This is a genomic window from Vibrio sp. S234-5, from assembly GCF_000960595.1.
GTDB lineage: Bacteria > Pseudomonadota > Gammaproteobacteria > Enterobacterales > Vibrionaceae > Vibrio.
Window position 1 is genome coordinate 17,394 of sequence record NZ_JZAM01000132.1, and the last position, 16,418, is coordinate 33,811.

Genomic DNA, 16,418 nt, shown 5'->3' on the forward strand with positions numbered 1-16,418 from the left:
AAACCGACTATACCTAAGTGCGGTTACGCATATCGCTGTTTGAGTCACACAATGCTCGCTCTATAGCCTGCAAGGGCATGAAGTGTTGGTTGGCAGTGGAACAGTGGACTTTTCTCAACTATTGGTTATTATTCGAGGCACGTTTTTGCACCGCACGCGGGCGAAATGACAATTTGCTTCGTATAACCCCACTAATAGGGTGTGGGGGTCTCTACCAGGATCCGTAAAGTTCTGATTACGAAGAGTAAAGTGATTATTCGCTTTTCTCTTTGTAGGATTTTCTGTTCAAGGTGAATGGCGCTTAATCGTAACTTTTTGATTAAGAGTGATATATGAAACAATTTATTGAGCAACTGCCGAAAGTCGAACTGCATCTGCACATTGAAGGTACCCTCGAACCCGAACTGATGTTTGAGCTGGCCACGCGTAACCAGATTGCCATTCCCTATGCATCGCCAAATGAAGTGCGCGAGGCGTACCAGTTTTCTAACTTGCAGTCTTTTCTCGATATCTATTATCAAGGCGCCAATGTTCTGATTCACGAACAAGATTTCTTCGATTTAACTTGGGCTTATCTGCTGCGTTGCCAGCAAAATAATGTCCTGCATAGCGAAATCTTCTTCGACCCGCAAACCCACACCGCGCGTGGTATTGCCTTTGAAACAGTGGTCAATGGTATTCATCGCGCCCTTACTCAAGCCAAGCACGAGTTAGGCATTTCCAGCCAATTGATTATGTGTTTTCTGCGCCATTTGAGCGAAGAGGACGCCCTAGCGACGTTAGAACAGGCTCTGCCCTTCAAGGATAAAATCGTCGCGGTCGGTTTAGACTCTTCAGAGCAAGGCAATCCGCCCGAAAAGTTTGCGCGGGTATTTGCCAAAGCCCATGAAGCTGGTTTTTTAGCCGTTGCTCATGCTGGTGAGGAAGGCCCGGCACTGAATGTAAAAAACGCGATGGAATTGCTCAAAGTACAACGGGTTGACCATGGCGTGCGCTGTGTTGAGGATGCTGCGTTAGTGGAAACACTTATCCAAAGTCGAATGCCGTTAACCGTCTGTCCGCTATCGAATCTGAAATTGAAAGTGGTAGAGAGCATGGAACAGCACAATGTGGTCGAGTTACTGCGTCAAGGTTTGTGCGTTACCCTCAACTCGGATGATCCTGCCTATTTCGGCGGCTACATGAGCGATAATTTTCTGGCCGTCGCCAACGCTCATCCCGTGACTAAACAAGAGCTGGCCCAGTTTAGCCTCAATGCGATTGAAGCCAGCTTTATCAGCCTTGAAGAGAAACAGCGACTCACCGAGAGGGTAACCAATTTTGTCAGTCAAGCGTAAGTCGCTCCTAAGCACGACGCCATCTCAACCATAACAAAAAACCCTAAGCGGTTACGCTTAGGGTTTTAGCTACGAGAAAAGCAAACTTACTTGCTAGAGCAGTTACCCTTAATCGCCATGTCGGTTTTCAGTACTTCTTTTTTGCCTAATGATTCATCGACCACCACAACGTCCGCACCGCCAACAAATGCCCCCATCTTGATGTACTGCTGAACAAAGTAAAGACGACCTTGTTCCGTATACAGAGAAAGCTCATTCGGTGAGAACTCTGACTCCGTGCTCACGATGTGATCTTTATTACCGTCTACTTCATGGTAGAAGAATACACCCGCAGCGGTTTCACCAATACATTCGCCATCGATGCGCACATCCTTTTTCAGTGCCGCACCAATCGGTGTGTCGATGCGGTAAACATACACGCCCGCTTTACCTTCTGTTGGAGCAGCAAACTGCTTCGCTTGATTAGTTGCTTCCTTATCGGCAGTTGGAACCGAAGCACAACCAGAGAGTACTGCTAGTACAGCCGAACATAGAATTAGTTTACTTTTCATAATGTTAACCTAGCCAAAGAAAACTGGGATGCTAATCCAAGAAAAGTTATCTATAAAATCATTTACATGACAAGTGTGACGCACTGCAATATATTTATATTAAATACTCCATGTGAATCGCAAAATTTACCCTCACCATCAATTTATGTATAAATTTCAATCAAATAGAAACCGTCCGAACTCTCTTGTCGCTAGAAAAACTATCAACATAAACTTGCCCATCGTCCTACGCTGTCATTTTTCTCTCATCCAACTCGATTAGCGTATTTGCTTTCAGCATCTCGCTTATTAACGTGCTCTCTTTCTGTTGGAAGTGATGCTGATTTGGCACTAATCACACATTTACTGCAATTGATGTAATTTAGTGAGTATTTGTGTGAGCCGAATCTCTTACTCAAGTTATTGATCAATATAGTATTCGCCTCAATTATTACCAACGAGATTCCATGGTTATGAAAACTCTACTTACCCCCCTTGCCCTGCTCATCGGTACCGCGTTACTAACTGGTTGTGATGAAGAAACAAAATACGTTGACGTACAACCGACCACGGTCAAAATTGCTACGTACAATCTCTCCTTCGATCGAGCCACCTTTGCCGATCTGGTCAATGAGATGCAAATTCCACCAAGCAAACAAACCCAATTGGTCACGGCGTATCTCGACGGCAGTATTGCTGACAACGAGAAAACCACCGCAGAAAAAGTCATCCAGATCCGTAATGTGGCGGCAATCATCCAGAAAAATCGCCCCGATGTGCTGATGATGGCAGAGTACAATAACGACGGTACAGGCGAAGATAAATCGGCGCTGATCGGATTTCAAAACAACTACTTGTCGGTAGCGCAGAGTTTACAAGGCGCTGGCGGCAGTGCAGAGCTGGAACCCATTGAGTATCCTTTTGCGCACTCTTACGCCACGAATACGGGTCTGCTAAGCGAATTTGACTTGGATAACAACGGCACTGCGGGGCAAATGCCCGGCGATGCATGGGGATTTGGCCTTTATCACGGCCAATACGCGTTTGCTTTGATGTCTAAATTTGAAATAGATAGTGCCAATACGCGAACCTTCCAAACCTTTAAATGGAAAGACATGCAAGGCGCACAAATTCCTACCATCACCATTTGCGACGGCTCTCAAACTATCCCTGCGGGTATGAAGTGCGGTGATAATTGGTACAGCGATGATGAGTGGCAACAGGTACGTTTGTCGTCGAAAAACCACGTCGACGCACCAATCATTATTCCAACTGCCCACGGCAATCAAGTCGTGCACCTGCTGCTCTCTCACCCAACACCTCCGGTGTTTGACCCGGGCAAGAACAAAGCGCAGAACGCGGCTGAAGTCGCATTTTGGCATGACTATGTGCAAAACAAAGCCTACTTCTACGACGATGCTGGTAAGAATGGCGGCCTGAAAACTGGCTCACATTTTGTCATCATGGGCGATCTCAACCTCGATCCAGTCTCGGGTGACGGCATCAGTCAGGTGATGAAAGATCTGCACGCTGATCCATTGCTGAACCAAAAAGTAATGAATGGTGAGTTGTACCCAACCAGCTTCGGTGCCGCAGAGCATGCGGTCGATAAAGCGGTAAACCACCCATATCCGAATCGCATTTCGTCAACCTTTGGCCTTGGCGTCGATTACGCTATGCCGTCGGCAACCTTGAACATTGTTGATTCTGGTATCTACTGGCCTGCTTCCTATGAAGCGGGTCGCGCCTTATTTAATGACGCTCGTATCGGCAAATACGGTAACGGAAAAGACGTCTCTTCTGACCATCGGATGATCTGGATTCAGGCGCAGTTCTAACCATTTTCTCTCTCGCTACTTTGTGCATCGAGCCTCAAGATGCCTAAAGTGGCGGGAGAGAATTTATTTCGTGTTTTCGTTCATCTCACAAAAACAAAGGCCAGCGAAAGCTGACCTCTGTAAGTGCGAAATCCTGAGATTTAAGCGTTTAGCGCTTGTTCTAGATCGGCCAGAATGTCGTCAATATGTTCAATACCCACCGACAAACGGATCATCTCCGGCGCGACACCCGCTTGTTTTTGCTCAGCTTCACTTAGCTGGCGATGCGTGGTCGAGGCAGGATGGCAAGCCAGTGATTTCGCATCACCAATATTTACTAAGCGCTTGAAAATCTTCAGTGCATCATAAAAACGCACCCCTGCCTCGTAACCGTCTTTAAGGCCGAAGGAGAGAATCGCTGACGGTTTGCCTTTCATGTACTTCTCCGCCAATGGGTAGTGTTTGGAGCTTGGCAGCCCTGCGTAGCTAACCCAACTCACTTTGTCGTGCGCACTTAAATATTGTGCCACTTTCATTGCATTCTCGGTATGGCGCTCCATGCGCAGGGAGAGCGTTTCCAGCCCTTGCAGCAACATAAACGCGTTCATTGGCGAGAGCGCCGAGCCGGTATTACGCAGTGGTACTGTGCGTGCACGGCCAATAAACGCCGCTGGACCAAACGCCTCGGTATAAACCACGCCGTGGTAAGAAGGCTCTGGTTGATTGAACACCGGAAAACGATCTTTATGCTGTGCCCAAGGGAATTTACCGGAATCAATAATAATGCCGCCAAGCGTCGTACCGTGACCGCCAACGTATTTAGTCAGCGAGTGCACCACGATGTCAGCACCAAACTCTATCGGTTTACAGACCGCCGGCGTTGCGACGGTGTTGTCGACAATCACAGGCACCCCCTGCGCGTGAGCCAGTTGCGCCACTTTTTCCAGATCAATAATGTTGCCAGCCGGGTTACCAATACTTTCACAGTAGACGGCTTTGGTTTTGTCATCGATAAGCGCAGCCAAACTTTCTGGTTGGTCGTCTTTGGCAAAACGCACTTCAATGCCCATGTTCGGCAACATGTGCGCGAACAAGGTATAGGTACCACCATAAAGCTGCGGCGTGGAGACAATATTGTCCCCCGCTTGCGCCAAAGTCAGAATGGCATAGTGAATCGCTGCACTGCCAGCACTGACCACTAAACCGGCGATCCCGCCTTCCAATGCCGCCATACGTTTTTCCAACACATCATTGGTAGGGTTCATAATACGCGTGTAAATGTTGCCGGGTACGGCAAGATTAAATAGATCAGCGCCATGCTGAGCGTTGTCAAACTCATACGCAACGGTTTGATAGATAGGCGTCGCGACGGATTTGGTGGTTGGATCGGTCTCATAGCCAAAATGAATCGAAAGGGTTTCGTCTTTCATGTCTCTTCCCTGAACAGTTGAGGTGAATGGTTAATCCGATATCATGCCGATCTTTTCAGCAAACTGCACGGTTATCAGTCACAGTGCGAGAAACATCACGCCAGCTTAGTGGCGTGAGTCTCAGGTAAAATCGCTACACCTCGGCAACCTGCCAACTCGCTAGAGAGACAGAAGGTTCAAGGCTGAGCCGGCCAATCACCCGTACTTCAGGGCGCAGCGCCATGTTGGAGAGCAAAATCATCATCGCCACCGCGAGCAGCAAGGGCAGAATAAATACTTGGATATTCCACATGCTGCCTCGCCGGTGTTTGGGCTTTTAAGCCATCGGCGGAAAATCCAAGATCATGGTCGCCACCGAGAAATAAATCATCACGCCAATCGCATCGGCGATAGTGGTAATCAACGGCGCACTGGCGGACGCTGGGTCAAAACGTAATTTGCTGAGAACAAAAGGCAGCAACATACCAACCACCGATCCCACAATCACCACTATTTGCATGGTGATTGCCACCACCAACGCAATTTCCGCACCGCCGCGCCAAAAACCGAGCAGCGAGACCGCCACTGCCATCGTCACTCCGAGCAGCGCTGAGATCAATAGTTCTTTGCTGAGCATTTTGGCCCAGTCTTTTGCCACGACTTCTCCGGTGGCTAAGGCGCGCACCATCAAGGTAGCCGATTGAGACCCCGCATTACCGCCGCTATCGATTAACAAAGGTAAAAAGAACACCAGCGCCACATAAGTTTGAATCGTGTCTTCAAAGTAGGCGATTCCAGCGCCAGAAAAAATGTTACCAAACACCAAAAGGACCAGCCAAAACACCCGCTTGCGATACATCAAACCAATAGTGGCATCCTTCAAATTGCCACTAAAATCCACCGCTCCCGCTCTATGAACGTGGCGATCGGCTTCATCTTCTGCCACATCCATGGCGTCATCATAGGTGACGATACCAACCAAGCGATTCTGTAAGTCAAGTACTGGAATAGCCAACAAGTCATACTTGCTGATCGCTTGTGCCGCCACGCTTTGAAGTTCATCCACCCAAACAAAGATTAAGGCCTGCGTCATAATGTCAGCAATGCGCTGGCTGGGCTCCGCCACCAACATATCGCGTAAAGAAACTGTCCCTTTCAGTTTTTGCTGTTCATCCACCACGTACGCTTGATAGATGGTTTCCCGCTCCGCCGCAATCCTGCGCAAGTGGTGCATCGCTTCTTCTATGGTTGATGTCGCATCTAAGACAGCAAAATCGGTCGTCATCACCGCGCCAATCGAATCCGATGGATAAGAAGCGAGGCGTTCAATGTCCTGACGCTCAAGGCTATCCATCTGCTGCAACACTTGCTGTTTGAGCGTAGGTTCAAGCAACGCAAGCAGATCCGCCCGCTCATCGTGTGCCATACGCTCACTCAAATGGGCCAGTTCATCAGCAGCCAACTGCTCGGCGATGGCCTGCTGCCAAGATAGGGAAAAATAGCCAAACAAAGCGGCCTGTTGATCCAGCGGAAGTAAACGCAGCAGATCGCGAACATCCTGGCTGTGCAGTTGCTGCTCATCAAGCAAAATAGAGAGTGCTTCAGCGCAATCCGCCAATGGATGCTCGGCAACAAAACGCTGCATTGCCGCTTGATGCTGGCTGATGTTCAGAGCCAACAGTTCTTGAGTCATGATAGAAATTGACATGAAAATTCCCCCTATTTTATTTCCAGAAGCGGATAAGACGTTGCCAACCTTTCGCTGGTTTGGCTGAAGATGGCTGCGGAGTCCCATCAAGACGCAAAATGGCTCGGGCGCGAGGCAGTTCAAGCACCCCCATCACGCGATGGCAGCTGTCTAGCACCGGAAGAATTGGCCAGACGCTTTGGCAAAGATGCTGCGCCGCAGAGTGCGCATCGCCTAATGCGCTGGCAAAATGCGCTTCCCCCTGACAAAGCTCGGCCACTGGTTGCTCGTCATGCGCGCTGATCAACTGCGCCATAGTCACCAGCCCTTGGTATTCCCCTTTTGCATTGATAAGCGCCACCACGTGCAACTGCGCAGGTAAACTGGGATTGGCGCGCAGCAGGGTAATCACCTCACCGACGGTGAGGCGCTTACTGACACTGAAAAATTCACGTTTGATATGGCTTTGTAGCGCTTGAGCTGCGGGTAAGCGCGCGCTTTTTACATCGGTGATGCGATGATGACGAAATGTAGTCATGGTTATCTCTCCTGAGTTGGCTCAGGACAAAGAAACCCCAACGCTGCGCGCGTTTTAGCCCGGACATTGGCCCGACAAAAAGCGATAAGCAGCGCACGACCTGTCGGCTCACTGCGGTGAGCATCAGTCAATCGTTACGCACGACAAAACCTTGCCGTTTGCATAAAACAAAGTCGGTATGGAATTTACGAAGTAAAAGGAAGTGTTCGCTGACACCATGGGCATTTACTACCCGGCAACAGCTAAAAAAGCAGGCAGGTTAGTAAGAAACCATAGGCATTTTCGAACGTTCGAAAAAACCATACTGTGATATTCGACTACTCGACGAGTCCATAGGTTTCTGTTGTACCTCTATAAGTGAAACGATATCGATGGCATGGTGTCCATCGGGTAACTTAGCGAACGGGATGCTATTTTTCTTGGCAGACAAAGTCAATTGAGCAGCGTTCAATTTGACACTACGGTGACATTACTGACAAAAGCAAGACAAAGGGAGTTAAGGCAGAAAACGGGAATCCGTTTGGATAAAGACACTCGCCGTACGTTGAAACTGCAATGAAATCGACCCACTTGAAAGAACAGCTCGCTAGTTTTTGTAACCAGTTATGTCAACTTTTTAAACTCCACTCCTAAAGAAAATGCCTTAGATGTAGATCCACATCACAAATAAACACCTTAAGCATAATATGGACTTCAATAAGCGTACTCAATCATAACTATTCGCCATTTATTGCATAAATACGCTTAAATCATTCACCGCAGAAATTTGTTAATAAACTAGTATCATATTACAATTAAAAGAACTTATACGCTTGCGACAAAACAACGAGGCTAACTAACATGGATAAACTACTCACTTCTGCACTGCAAATCAGGCAGCGAACCAAGGTAACGAGCTTGTTTGCCAACAACGGCTATAAAATCGCCATGACCGACTTCGACGATGTGGTTTTTGAGAAGGCCGGCGTTCGCATCAACGTCAAGTTTGATCACCACTCCAACGCAAAAGCCGTTTCAGTTCAGGACCCGCATTGTAAATAACCTGTAGCCAAACAGACAAGCTGGCAATGCAAAATCGATTGCCAGCCCATGTCATATTCAGCGCAACAAATTGACTTCTCTTCTTCCTAACTCACTGGAACTCACTGCCATGATTTTCTAGAGTCTGATCGCCGCATTGCGTGCAGACCACATATCGTTCTATCAGATCCAGCGACGCCCCTGCTGGGCTGGCAACACCAGAGAAGAAGCCTTCAAGAAATGCTTTAAACTGCTCTTTTCGACTTTTGCCATACTTTGATGGCTTCTGCTTGATGATCTCTTTATGTTCTGTTTGCTTGGCACATTTCTCACAAAACCTCATGCTCATTTTAACCTCAGCATCAATTTATAAACTAAGGCAGAGATAATCATATCGTTGCACAAAAAGATGATAAGTACTTCACAATAGTCATAACTACATAAACGGCAGGGTCTCTGAAAGAAGAAGCTAAGCAGATAAAGGTCACCAAAAAGATAACTAAAGGCGCTATTTTCTTTCAAGTGCTAGAGCTGAGCAAAGCGAGGCTATAAACCTCGCGACCAGCATGGCATACTTTGAGGATATCCAGAATTTTTTGTCAACACTTTCACGAGATCATCACAAAATGTTCCTATTTTAAACTGCATTTCTTTAGCTCATTTAATGAATAAATGCCACACCCCATTAATTCCGTCTCCTTTGGTATCCCCTGTTTTACTGTCTTTAACCCAACGATAGAGAGGTTTTCCTTCATATGTCCACTGGTAGGTGTTTTTTTCTCTCTCAATTAAACCAAAGCCTCCTGTGAGCTTTAAATTTGAAAGATCTTTTTTTGTTAACATTGTATCTAAAATAGCAGGTGGCCAGTTGATTTCACAATCGTCAAAGCAAACTGATTCATTGACTTTATCTTGATCAAATGTATATAAAGTAAAGTTATTTCTGTCTACTAAGTAGCGACGTTTCTCATCATTGAACAATTTTATTGATACGTCATCAGCTCGCGCAAGTGGCCAAACTCCTTTAATACCTGCACCTTTTATGTCCCCGCTATTGGTATCTTTTATCCAGCGATATAGAGGCTTTCCATTTAACGCCCATTGCTTGGTGCCATTCGACCTTGTTATGATGCTGAAACCTTGGCTACTTAAATATACCGATTGATTCTGCTCATTAACCAACAATGGTGGCCAAAGCTTTTCGCAATCCTTCGTACAGACTGACTCGCCGACTGGATCTTTATCGAAAGTATATAAGCTTTTGCCCATTTGGTCTGAATATACATCACCTATGACAGTGGAACTTGTTGCGGCTATGCTAGGAAAATTCATCAATACAATGAGGGATATTATAGTGAACAGTTTTATTTTCATTTCATTAACCTTACTCGATTTAAGCTGATAGTGATCGTTATATTTATAAATTGTAATATATAAATTTTACGAATATTAGGGCTCTCATTTTAGAATACATTTAAGCATTACCTGAAATGGAATAATTAATAATGTGTTCTAGCCTATTTCAGTTTTTAACAAAGTAATGTCAGGATCTAGTCATAAAAATAAATTAATCTTGTGATTGAAATAAACAGTGTGTTTCTTACACACAAGATAGAAAAAAACCATAGCAACAATAGGAAAGTAAATAAATTAAATATTATTCAATTAATATATACTGATTTAAAAAATTGACGGAGCATGCTACATCACCATTTAAATAGTAATGCATCGACAGAAATTTATACTTATACGATTGGAACAGTGTTCATCTTTGATTCGATACATCCCAAATAGAGTAGCGTCTTCACAGTCTAACCGTTTGTATTGCTCTTGCTAAGATGAACTCAGTTGTGATTTGGTTTTGGTGGGATGAGCATAACTTTCACTATGCCGTTCAAAAAATCCGCCCGGAAAAACGGCAGGGTGCTTATTAGTTGACTAAAAAACAGCAAAAACGAAAAAGGGCGTAGCAAGTACTAACCTGCTACGCCCCGAAATAAATGGCACGCCCTGTAGGATTCGAACCTACGACCACATCCTTAGAAGTGATGTGGCTTTATAGTTTCAAACGATAACACAAGATTAACAAACAAAAATAAAATCAATCACTTACAGTAAACCCAGATAGTAATCATACTACTTACGATTACATACAACCACACTAAATCACTTCCTTACTTGACTAGTTACTTGACTAACTTTACTGTTAGTCAAGTTGCGCTAGTTCGTGAGTTGAGGTGATAAAATGCTAACTGTAAAAGAGATAAAGGGATTACAGCCGAAGAAAAGTCCATATTACGTGTGGGACAAAACAGGAGAACGAGGAAAAGGTCGGCTCGGAGTTCAAGTCATGCCCTCAGGTTCAATCAACTTTAAGTTCCGCTACTTCAAAGACTCAAAAGCTCAATTTATATCTCTTGGGAAATTTCCAGGTATGACCCTTTCCCATGCCCGTGATCTGTGCAAAGAATACAGTGACCTATTATCTCAAGGAATCGACCCAAAAGCCGAGCTAAAGTACCGAGCTGAAGAAAAAGCTCGAGAAGAGCGTGAAGCAAACGAACTTGGTAGCTTTGAGCAATTAATCACACTCCATGCTGAACACAAGAGAATTGAAGGAAAGCGAACTTATCAAGATGAAATGAAAAAAATTGTAGATAACGTATTTCCTTACTTAGATATCAAACGTAAGGCGAAGGATTTTAAAGCTGAAGATTTTATCTACATATTAGCGGTTCCGATTGAAGCTGGGTATGCCGCTAAAAGCAACAAAATACGTTCTATCCTTCATGCTGCTTTCAACTTTGGTCGCTTCTATGACAGTGATCCTGCTTACAAAAACCGTAATACAAAATTTGGTATTTCAGGAAATCCTATCGCAGACATACCTAAGCAAACGTGGGCAGAAAAAGCGGGGACACATTTCTTAAGCTGGGAAGAAGTCGAACGACTACTCTGGGATATGGATCATCGATATGAAGACCTCGATTTAGCTTATCAAACTCGCCAAGTAATAAAACTTTGCTTCTATCTTGGAGGGCAGCGACCATACGAAATCGTTACGCTTGAGTGGCGTGATATTAACTTCAAAGATAAGCACCTAACTGTTCAACAAGGCAACTTTAAAACTAACATTCCCCACGTGATTCCCTTGACCACAACAGCGATCAAAATCCTTCAAGAGTTAAAGGATAATGCAACCCAAGATAGTCCGTACGTCTTTTATAAGAAAACGGAACATCTCGAGCACATGCCCACCCACACAATTGCTCAAGCGCTCTTAACTTATAAATCCCGAACAAAAGAGATTAGACCTTTCATCGGCAGAGACTTTAGAAGAACAGTAAAAACTCTCGGTGCGACAATAAAGCTATCAAAAGAAATTCGAGATCGCATACAAGGCCACGCATTCTCTGATGTTTCCTCAAAACACTATGATATGTATGAATACCTAGATGAAAAAAGAGCTGCCTTGGAAGCTTGGGAAAAGGCATTGAATGAACGTCTAGGCATGCTCAAGTGCGCAAATGACATATAACTTTCCAACTATCTAGCTCTTTATACACATTGGACTAATCATCCAATGTGATCTTTATTAAGTGCCAGCTCACAGTAAACACGGTTTTGACCCCTTTCAATTCAGGTCAGGATGTTTTTCCATCAAACTTTGCGGAAGGTCGTTTGACCTACATTTTCTAATCAGTGTGGTGTCTATTGTTCTGGGTTCCTGCCAGCTTGTCTGTCTAGTGAAGCTTTCTCATCATTAGTTAAATTGACGAAATCAGGATCTTTGTTTATTTTAATATAAACACTGACCGATTCACTCACGCTACGTGAACACTAGTATTAATAGTCAAGGTAACCAAACAGGTAGAAGACTAGGGTCAGCTCCCATTACTAGTTGATGAGATCTCAATAGAGCCATTGTGAATCCTAATTGAAGTTATCCTATAAGGGAGGCTTCGCTGGCTGTCTTGTGCTAAAAAGACACTCAGCATGTAATTAGGATATTACTATGCCTGTAAGAACACTCCACACTTCTTCTGAAGCTAAAAAACACTACAAAAGCATCTCTTACGAAACCCTATTGGCAAGCTGGCTATTGCAAGATGGTTGGGAAGTATTTATGCCCATGATCGATCATGGCATGAAGACCGATGTGCTTATTTCTGACGGGAACAAATTCTACCGAATTCAAGTAAAGTCAGTAGAATGCTTTGATGAAAATACCGTTGTTATTGACCAATGGCAGAATGCACAGATTGATTACGTAATATATTTCTCAAGATGTTCAAATTGGGGATACATTGCGCCGCCTTTTAGGGGAAAGAGGAAGGTTAATCACCCCGAGCATGTAAGGTTTCACCAACACCCCAAGAACTTTCTCAAAGCTTTTGGTCGGGTTTAATAAACTCTACTTAGGATGAAATATCGTGAACAGTTGGTCTGTAACATATGACAGACTAACTTTGTTTGCGTATCGACAGAATCGCTTGGTGATCACAAATGGGAGTGCGGACTCTGTGACTCGAAAATGCCCCATTCCTTGCCAGTAACGTTCAATCTCACAAATCACAGTGAGATGGTTTGAACTACTTCTTCTAATCAGCATAGTGTCTATGAATGTGGGGTCTTACCAACTTCGCCAACTAGTTCGAATAGGCCGTCTTATCTCCATTTTTTAACCTACCGAAGAAACGTGTTCTCTGTTAGAGTCACCGTCAACTACGCTATTGAATAAAGACACCAACAGATCACATGTAATTGATGGATTTTTATTCACCCTTAGAACTCATTTTAGGAATCCCTAGTGACTAACAACGAAATTTTACGTCGTATCCAACACGCGTTAAACCTTAAAAACGCACAGATAATGAAAGCTTTCGGGCAGGCCGAAGTCACTGTGGCTCACGATAAAGTGGCAAACTGGTTAAAAGATGAAAGCGAAAAATCTAGCGTTAAGATGAAGGATCAGGAGTTAGCGGTATTCTTAAATGGCTTTATTAACCTCAAGCGAGGCAAAAAAGATGGCGAGCAACCTAAGCCAGAAGTCGCGTTGACCAATAACATGATTCTCATGAAGCTGCGCATTGCGCTAGACATGAAAGCAGAAGATGTGTTGGACGTATTAGAAGTGGTTGGTATTAGTTTAAGTAAATACGAAATTGGTGCGTATTTCCGCAAGCCAAACAACAAAAACTACAAACAGTGTGAAGACCAACTGCTGTGCGACTTCTTAAATGGTGTGCAGTTTACCAATCGTCCCGATTCTGAAGAGTTTACTGGGTAATTTTTATCTCGAATCGAACGTGGTAATTGATTAAAAAAGCGAGAACCATTTCATCTGGTTACTCGCTTTTATCATGTTAAAGACCGATATTAGAGCTTCACAATCACGTCTACTCCTTGTCTTTCTTCAGTAGATACCTATCAAACCACGCTGAAATCTGGTCGGCTTTTAGAATCAAGACACACACCGCCCCCTATGACCCTACCAAGATAAAGCCAAGCTAAAACCTTAAGCCAGTTAGGGGCCTCTATTCTGGTCAAGCTATTCTAGACATCTTGTAGTGATTCACTAAAACTGGCCACGTATATAGAGTTTTTCCATACTTTTGGTCATGCGAGCAGGGTCACGACTGACGCCATTAGGTAATACGAATTTTGTCGAGTAGACGACACCTGTTACCAAGTGTCGCCCCTCTAAGAACCCAGCGTGCAACTTTCACCGCACTAGGCTCAAGCCTTCACGAAGGCACCAGTTGGCACCCAGCAACTTACAAAGCAGCGAGAGCAGGCTCATGCCAAGAGTTACGGCATGGCTTCTTTGATTTTCTCTTAGCCAAGTATTCTTGGTATTGAGGATCAAAAGGCGTAGCGGCACTCCTGATTTTCACATGTCTCTCTATTGGCACCTTAGCTATTTGGAACAGATTGAACTGACAATCCATATTCATGATCTTCTGCCAACCGTGAAATTGCCATTGACCTTGACGGTTGATGAAGTATTTAAGGGCGATCCAAGTTCTAGATTTTGTTGGATGACGCCTTTTAGCCCAGTGCCATAACGTATGGAATAGCTTGTTACCTACATATCCGAATACCTGTTTTGCAACGCAGTGTCGATAGTAATTCGACCAACCCCTGAGTTTCGGATTTATCAACTTGATTAAATCGTTAACGGGGATGGTTGCGTGCTTCTTGATGAGTTCGCGCAAGTTACTCAAGAGCATCAAAGTGTTGGATTTACTCGGTTTAATGAGCAGTTTTCCTTTGTACTTCCTATGATTAAAACCTAGGAAGTCAAAACCACGGCTGATGTGGGTAATGTGCGTTTTCTCTTCGGAGAGTGTTAAGCCTCTTTCCGCTAAGAACTCAGCGATCAACGGTTTGATATCGTTCTCCAGCACTTCCTTTGAAGCACAGGTGACGACGAAATCGTCGGCGTATCCAATAAAGTTGGCTCTAGCACCCTTTTTGAGTGCGGTAGACTTTATGCGTTGCTCAAGTCCTGCAAGAGTCATTAGCATCAAGGTCGGGGATATGACCCCACCTTGTGGTGTTCCCTCGTCAGTACGGTAGAACAGCCCTTTGTCCATAAAACCAGACTTTAACCATTGTTCTAACATGCGTTTATCTACGGCGATATTATTCATAAGCCATTGATGCCCGATCTTGTCGAAACAGGCTTTGATGTCTCCCTCAAGAACCCATTGAGCTGATTTCTTTAATGCCAGACACTTGAAGCACTGTGCGATTGCATCGGCAGTGCTGCGGTTTGGTCTAAATCCATAGCTGTTAGGGTCGGCAAGTGTTTCTGATACAGGCTCCAGAGCAAGAAGATGAAGCGCTTGCTGCGCTCTATCGACCATGCAGGGGATACCCAGTGGTCTGAGCTTGCCGTTTTTCTTGGGGATGTAGATACGCTTGAGCGGTTTGGCTTGATAAGCTTTTCTGCTCAATTGATTGACTGCTTTCATGCGGCGCGTATCTGTATTCCAGATAACGCCATCAATTCCAGGCGTTTTACTGCCTTTATTTTGAGATACCCGCTTAACAGCAAGAAGTTTTGCCGAGCGCGAGTGAGTCAGTATCCACTGCAACGCTTTCGCTTTGCCGTGTTTACCTTCTCGTGTTGCCTTTGCAATACGCATCTGAAGCTTTAAAACATGGGATTCAACGGCTTTCCAATTGATGGATTGCCATTGAGCACTGTTAGGAGAGGCACTAATCTCTATTGAAATCATCATTTGCGTTTCTCCTTGAATAAAGTTCTTCAAATTCTCTTGCAACGGAAGACCAGTCGGAAGTCAGCTCACTTTCGTGCCAGACATTTGCCTGTATCTGCATCGTTACAATGCAGCCTTCGCTTTTTCCAACATCCTCTACCTGCATCACTATCGGTCGCATAGACTTTCCCAGAGGGAGTGATACAGGCTTACCGTGTTCCGTATGTCACGCAATGTCAGTTTAGATGCCCGCTATGGTGCGGAGAGTTCAACGATCACGAAAGAGCATGGGGCAATCTCTTTCCGACTCTCATGCCTTTTGGCCACAGCGTATTAACCACTTCCGCTGATTCATCGTATAACGCACCTTGGACGGATTCACTTTTGTTCATCATGCTGACTACAGAAGTGGCCCCCGATTTTCGGACATGACTTTAAGTGGTCGATCTGTTTTGATAGTACCCAACAATACAGGGACAGATTATGACTAGAAAACGTAGAAACCACTCTCCTGAGTTTAAAGCTAAGGTGGCACTCGATGCCGCTAAAGGCGATAAAACCGTCGCTGAGTTAGCTCAGAAATACAACCTGCACGCTAACCAAATCTCGACATGGAAAAAGGAGCTGCTTGAAAACGCAGCCATGATTTTTGCCACCGAAAATCACACAGGAAAAGAGAATTCCGAAGAAGTGGACAAACTTCACGCCAAGATCGGTCAATTGACCATGGAAAATGATTTTTTGGCCAAAGTGCTCGGTCGTTAGACCGAGCCCAGCGAAAGAGTTCGCTGGTTAAATCCACCCCATTGCCGATAAAGCGCCAGTGTGAGCTGCTCAATATTGCTCGTGCT

Annotated in this window: 14 protein-coding genes, 1 pseudogene and 1 riboswitch; of the genes and pseudogenes, 7 read left to right on the forward strand and 8 right to left on the reverse strand. The window is 44.8% G+C overall.

What is annotated here, in order from left to right:
* Nucleotides 1-158: 158 nt before the first annotated feature.
* Nucleotides 159-258: riboswitch (purine riboswitch) on the forward strand.
* 74 nt (nucleotides 259-332) lie between these two features.
* Entirely contained in the window at nucleotides 333-1,337 is a 1,005-nt protein-coding gene (locus UF06_RS05550) for an adenosine deaminase (protein WP_045569562.1), read from the forward strand.
* 86 nt (nucleotides 1,338-1,423) lie between these two features.
* On the opposite strand, the gene UF06_RS05555 is transcribed toward UF06_RS05550, so the two are convergent.
* Complete coding sequence (locus tag UF06_RS05555; protein WP_045569563.1) at nucleotides 1,424-1,888, reverse strand: DUF2846 domain-containing protein; 465 nt, start codon at nucleotides 1,886-1,888, stop codon at nucleotides 1,424-1,426.
* Between the two features lie 452 nt (nucleotides 1,889-2,340).
* Between UF06_RS05555 and UF06_RS05560 the strand changes: the two genes are divergently transcribed.
* The gene (locus UF06_RS05560) at nucleotides 2,341-3,705 is read left to right on the forward strand and encodes an endonuclease/exonuclease/phosphatase family protein (RefSeq protein WP_045569575.1); all 1,365 of its coding nucleotides are present in this window, start codon (nucleotides 2,341-2,343) and stop codon (nucleotides 3,703-3,705) included.
* Between the two features lie 140 nt (nucleotides 3,706-3,845).
* On the opposite strand, the gene UF06_RS05565 is transcribed toward UF06_RS05560, so the two are convergent.
* From UF06_RS05565 to UF06_RS05575, 4 genes are all read right to left on the reverse strand, one after another.
* The gene (locus tag UF06_RS05565; RefSeq protein WP_045569564.1) at nucleotides 3,846-5,114 is read right to left on the reverse strand and encodes an O-acetylhomoserine aminocarboxypropyltransferase/cysteine synthase; all 1,269 of its coding nucleotides are present in this window, start codon (nucleotides 5,112-5,114) and stop codon (nucleotides 3,846-3,848) included.
* A 133-nt stretch (nucleotides 5,115-5,247) separates the two neighbouring features.
* The gene (locus UF06_RS26755) at nucleotides 5,248-5,406 is read right to left on the reverse strand and encodes a hypothetical protein (RefSeq protein ID WP_171816700.1); all 159 of its coding nucleotides are present in this window, start codon (nucleotides 5,404-5,406) and stop codon (nucleotides 5,248-5,250) included.
* Between the two features lie 24 nt (nucleotides 5,407-5,430).
* Entirely contained in the window at nucleotides 5,431-6,801 is a 1,371-nt protein-coding gene (gene mgtE, locus UF06_RS05570; RefSeq protein WP_045569565.1) for a magnesium transporter, read from the reverse strand.
* Nucleotides 6,802-6,817: 16 nt separating this feature from the next.
* A complete protein-coding gene (locus UF06_RS05575; protein WP_045569566.1) occupies nucleotides 6,818-7,318 on the reverse strand; it encodes a hypothetical protein in 501 nt (166 codons plus the stop codon).
* Between the two features lie 840 nt (nucleotides 7,319-8,158).
* Between UF06_RS05575 and UF06_RS05580 the strand changes: the two genes are divergently transcribed.
* Nucleotides 8,159-8,359, forward strand: a complete 201-nt coding sequence (locus tag UF06_RS05580) for a hypothetical protein (protein ID WP_045569567.1) — start codon at nucleotides 8,159-8,161, stop codon at nucleotides 8,357-8,359.
* 91 nt (nucleotides 8,360-8,450) lie between these two features.
* Here UF06_RS05580 and UF06_RS05585 read toward each other — a convergent pair whose 3' ends face one another.
* Together UF06_RS05585 and UF06_RS05590 are read right to left on the reverse strand one after the other, a co-directional pair.
* The gene (locus UF06_RS05585; RefSeq protein ID WP_045569568.1) at nucleotides 8,451-8,687 is read right to left on the reverse strand and encodes a hypothetical protein; all 237 of its coding nucleotides are present in this window, start codon (nucleotides 8,685-8,687) and stop codon (nucleotides 8,451-8,453) included.
* A gap of 308 nt (nucleotides 8,688-8,995) precedes the next feature.
* Nucleotides 8,996-9,712 carry a hypothetical protein gene (locus UF06_RS05590; protein ID WP_045569569.1) on the reverse strand — a complete coding sequence of 239 codons (717 nt, stop codon included), beginning with the start codon at nucleotides 9,710-9,712 and terminating at the stop codon, nucleotides 8,996-8,998.
* A gap of 871 nt (nucleotides 9,713-10,583) precedes the next feature.
* Between UF06_RS05590 and UF06_RS05595 the strand changes: the two genes are divergently transcribed.
* The 3 genes from UF06_RS05595 to UF06_RS05605 all read left to right on the forward strand — a co-directional run bounded on the left by UF06_RS05595 (nucleotide 10,584) and on the right by UF06_RS05605 (nucleotide 13,628).
* Nucleotides 10,584-11,876 (forward strand): site-specific integrase, encoded by a 1,293-nt coding sequence (locus UF06_RS05595; protein WP_045569570.1) that lies wholly within the window; start codon nucleotides 10,584-10,586, stop codon nucleotides 11,874-11,876.
* A 477-nt stretch (nucleotides 11,877-12,353) separates the two neighbouring features.
* On the forward strand, nucleotides 12,354-12,746 hold the full coding sequence (locus tag UF06_RS05600) for a hypothetical protein (protein ID WP_045569571.1): 393 nt from the start codon (nucleotides 12,354-12,356) through the stop codon (nucleotides 12,744-12,746).
* Nucleotides 12,747-13,148: 402 nt separating this feature from the next.
* Nucleotides 13,149-13,628 (forward strand): DUF1456 family protein, encoded by a 480-nt coding sequence (locus UF06_RS05605; RefSeq protein ID WP_031777658.1) that lies wholly within the window; start codon nucleotides 13,149-13,151, stop codon nucleotides 13,626-13,628.
* A gap of 487 nt (nucleotides 13,629-14,115) precedes the next feature.
* Here UF06_RS05605 and ltrA read toward each other — a convergent pair whose 3' ends face one another.
* Complete coding sequence (ltrA, locus tag UF06_RS05610) at nucleotides 14,116-15,588, reverse strand: group II intron reverse transcriptase/maturase (protein ID WP_045569572.1); 1,473 nt, start codon at nucleotides 15,586-15,588, stop codon at nucleotides 14,116-14,118.
* A 462-nt stretch (nucleotides 15,589-16,050) separates the two neighbouring features.
* Here ltrA and UF06_RS05620 point away from each other — a divergent pair.
* A pseudogene (locus tag UF06_RS05620) lies at nucleotides 16,051-16,418 on the forward strand (transposase); the annotation flags it as partial.

Bases quoted from the DNA above. Each gene is read 5' to 3' on its own strand.
- UF06_RS05585 (WP_045569568.1), bottom strand. From the start codon at position 8,687: ATGAGCATGAGGTTTTGTGAGAAATGTGCCAAGCAAACAGAACATAAA.
- UF06_RS05575 (WP_045569566.1), bottom strand. From the start codon at position 7,318: ATGACTACATTTCGTCATCATCGCATCACCGATGTAAAAAGCGCGCGC.
- ltrA (WP_045569572.1), bottom strand. From the start codon at position 15,588: ATGATGATTTCAATAGAGATTAGTGCCTCTCCTAACAGTGCTCAATGG.
- UF06_RS05550 (WP_045569562.1), top strand. From the start codon at position 333: ATGAAACAATTTATTGAGCAACTGCCGAAAGTCGAACTGCATCTGCAC.
- UF06_RS05565 (WP_045569564.1), bottom strand. From the start codon at position 5,114: ATGAAAGACGAAACCCTTTCGATTCATTTTGGCTATGAGACCGATCCA.
- UF06_RS05560 (WP_045569575.1), top strand. From the start codon at position 2,341: ATGAAAACTCTACTTACCCCCCTTGCCCTGCTCATCGGTACCGCGTTA.
- UF06_RS05580 (WP_045569567.1), top strand. From the start codon at position 8,159: ATGGATAAACTACTCACTTCTGCACTGCAAATCAGGCAGCGAACCAAG.
- UF06_RS05555 (WP_045569563.1), bottom strand. From the start codon at position 1,888: ATGAAAAGTAAACTAATTCTATGTTCGGCTGTACTAGCAGTACTCTCT.
- UF06_RS26755 (WP_171816700.1), bottom strand. From the start codon at position 5,406: ATGTGGAATATCCAAGTATTTATTCTGCCCTTGCTGCTCGCGGTGGCG.
- UF06_RS05590 (WP_045569569.1), bottom strand. From the start codon at position 9,712: ATGAAAATAAAACTGTTCACTATAATATCCCTCATTGTATTGATGAAT.
- UF06_RS05600 (WP_045569571.1), top strand. From the start codon at position 12,354: ATGCCTGTAAGAACACTCCACACTTCTTCTGAAGCTAAAAAACACTAC.
- mgtE (WP_045569565.1), bottom strand. From the start codon at position 6,801: ATGTCAATTTCTATCATGACTCAAGAACTGTTGGCTCTGAACATCAGC.
- UF06_RS05595 (WP_045569570.1), top strand. From the start codon at position 10,584: ATGCTAACTGTAAAAGAGATAAAGGGATTACAGCCGAAGAAAAGTCCA.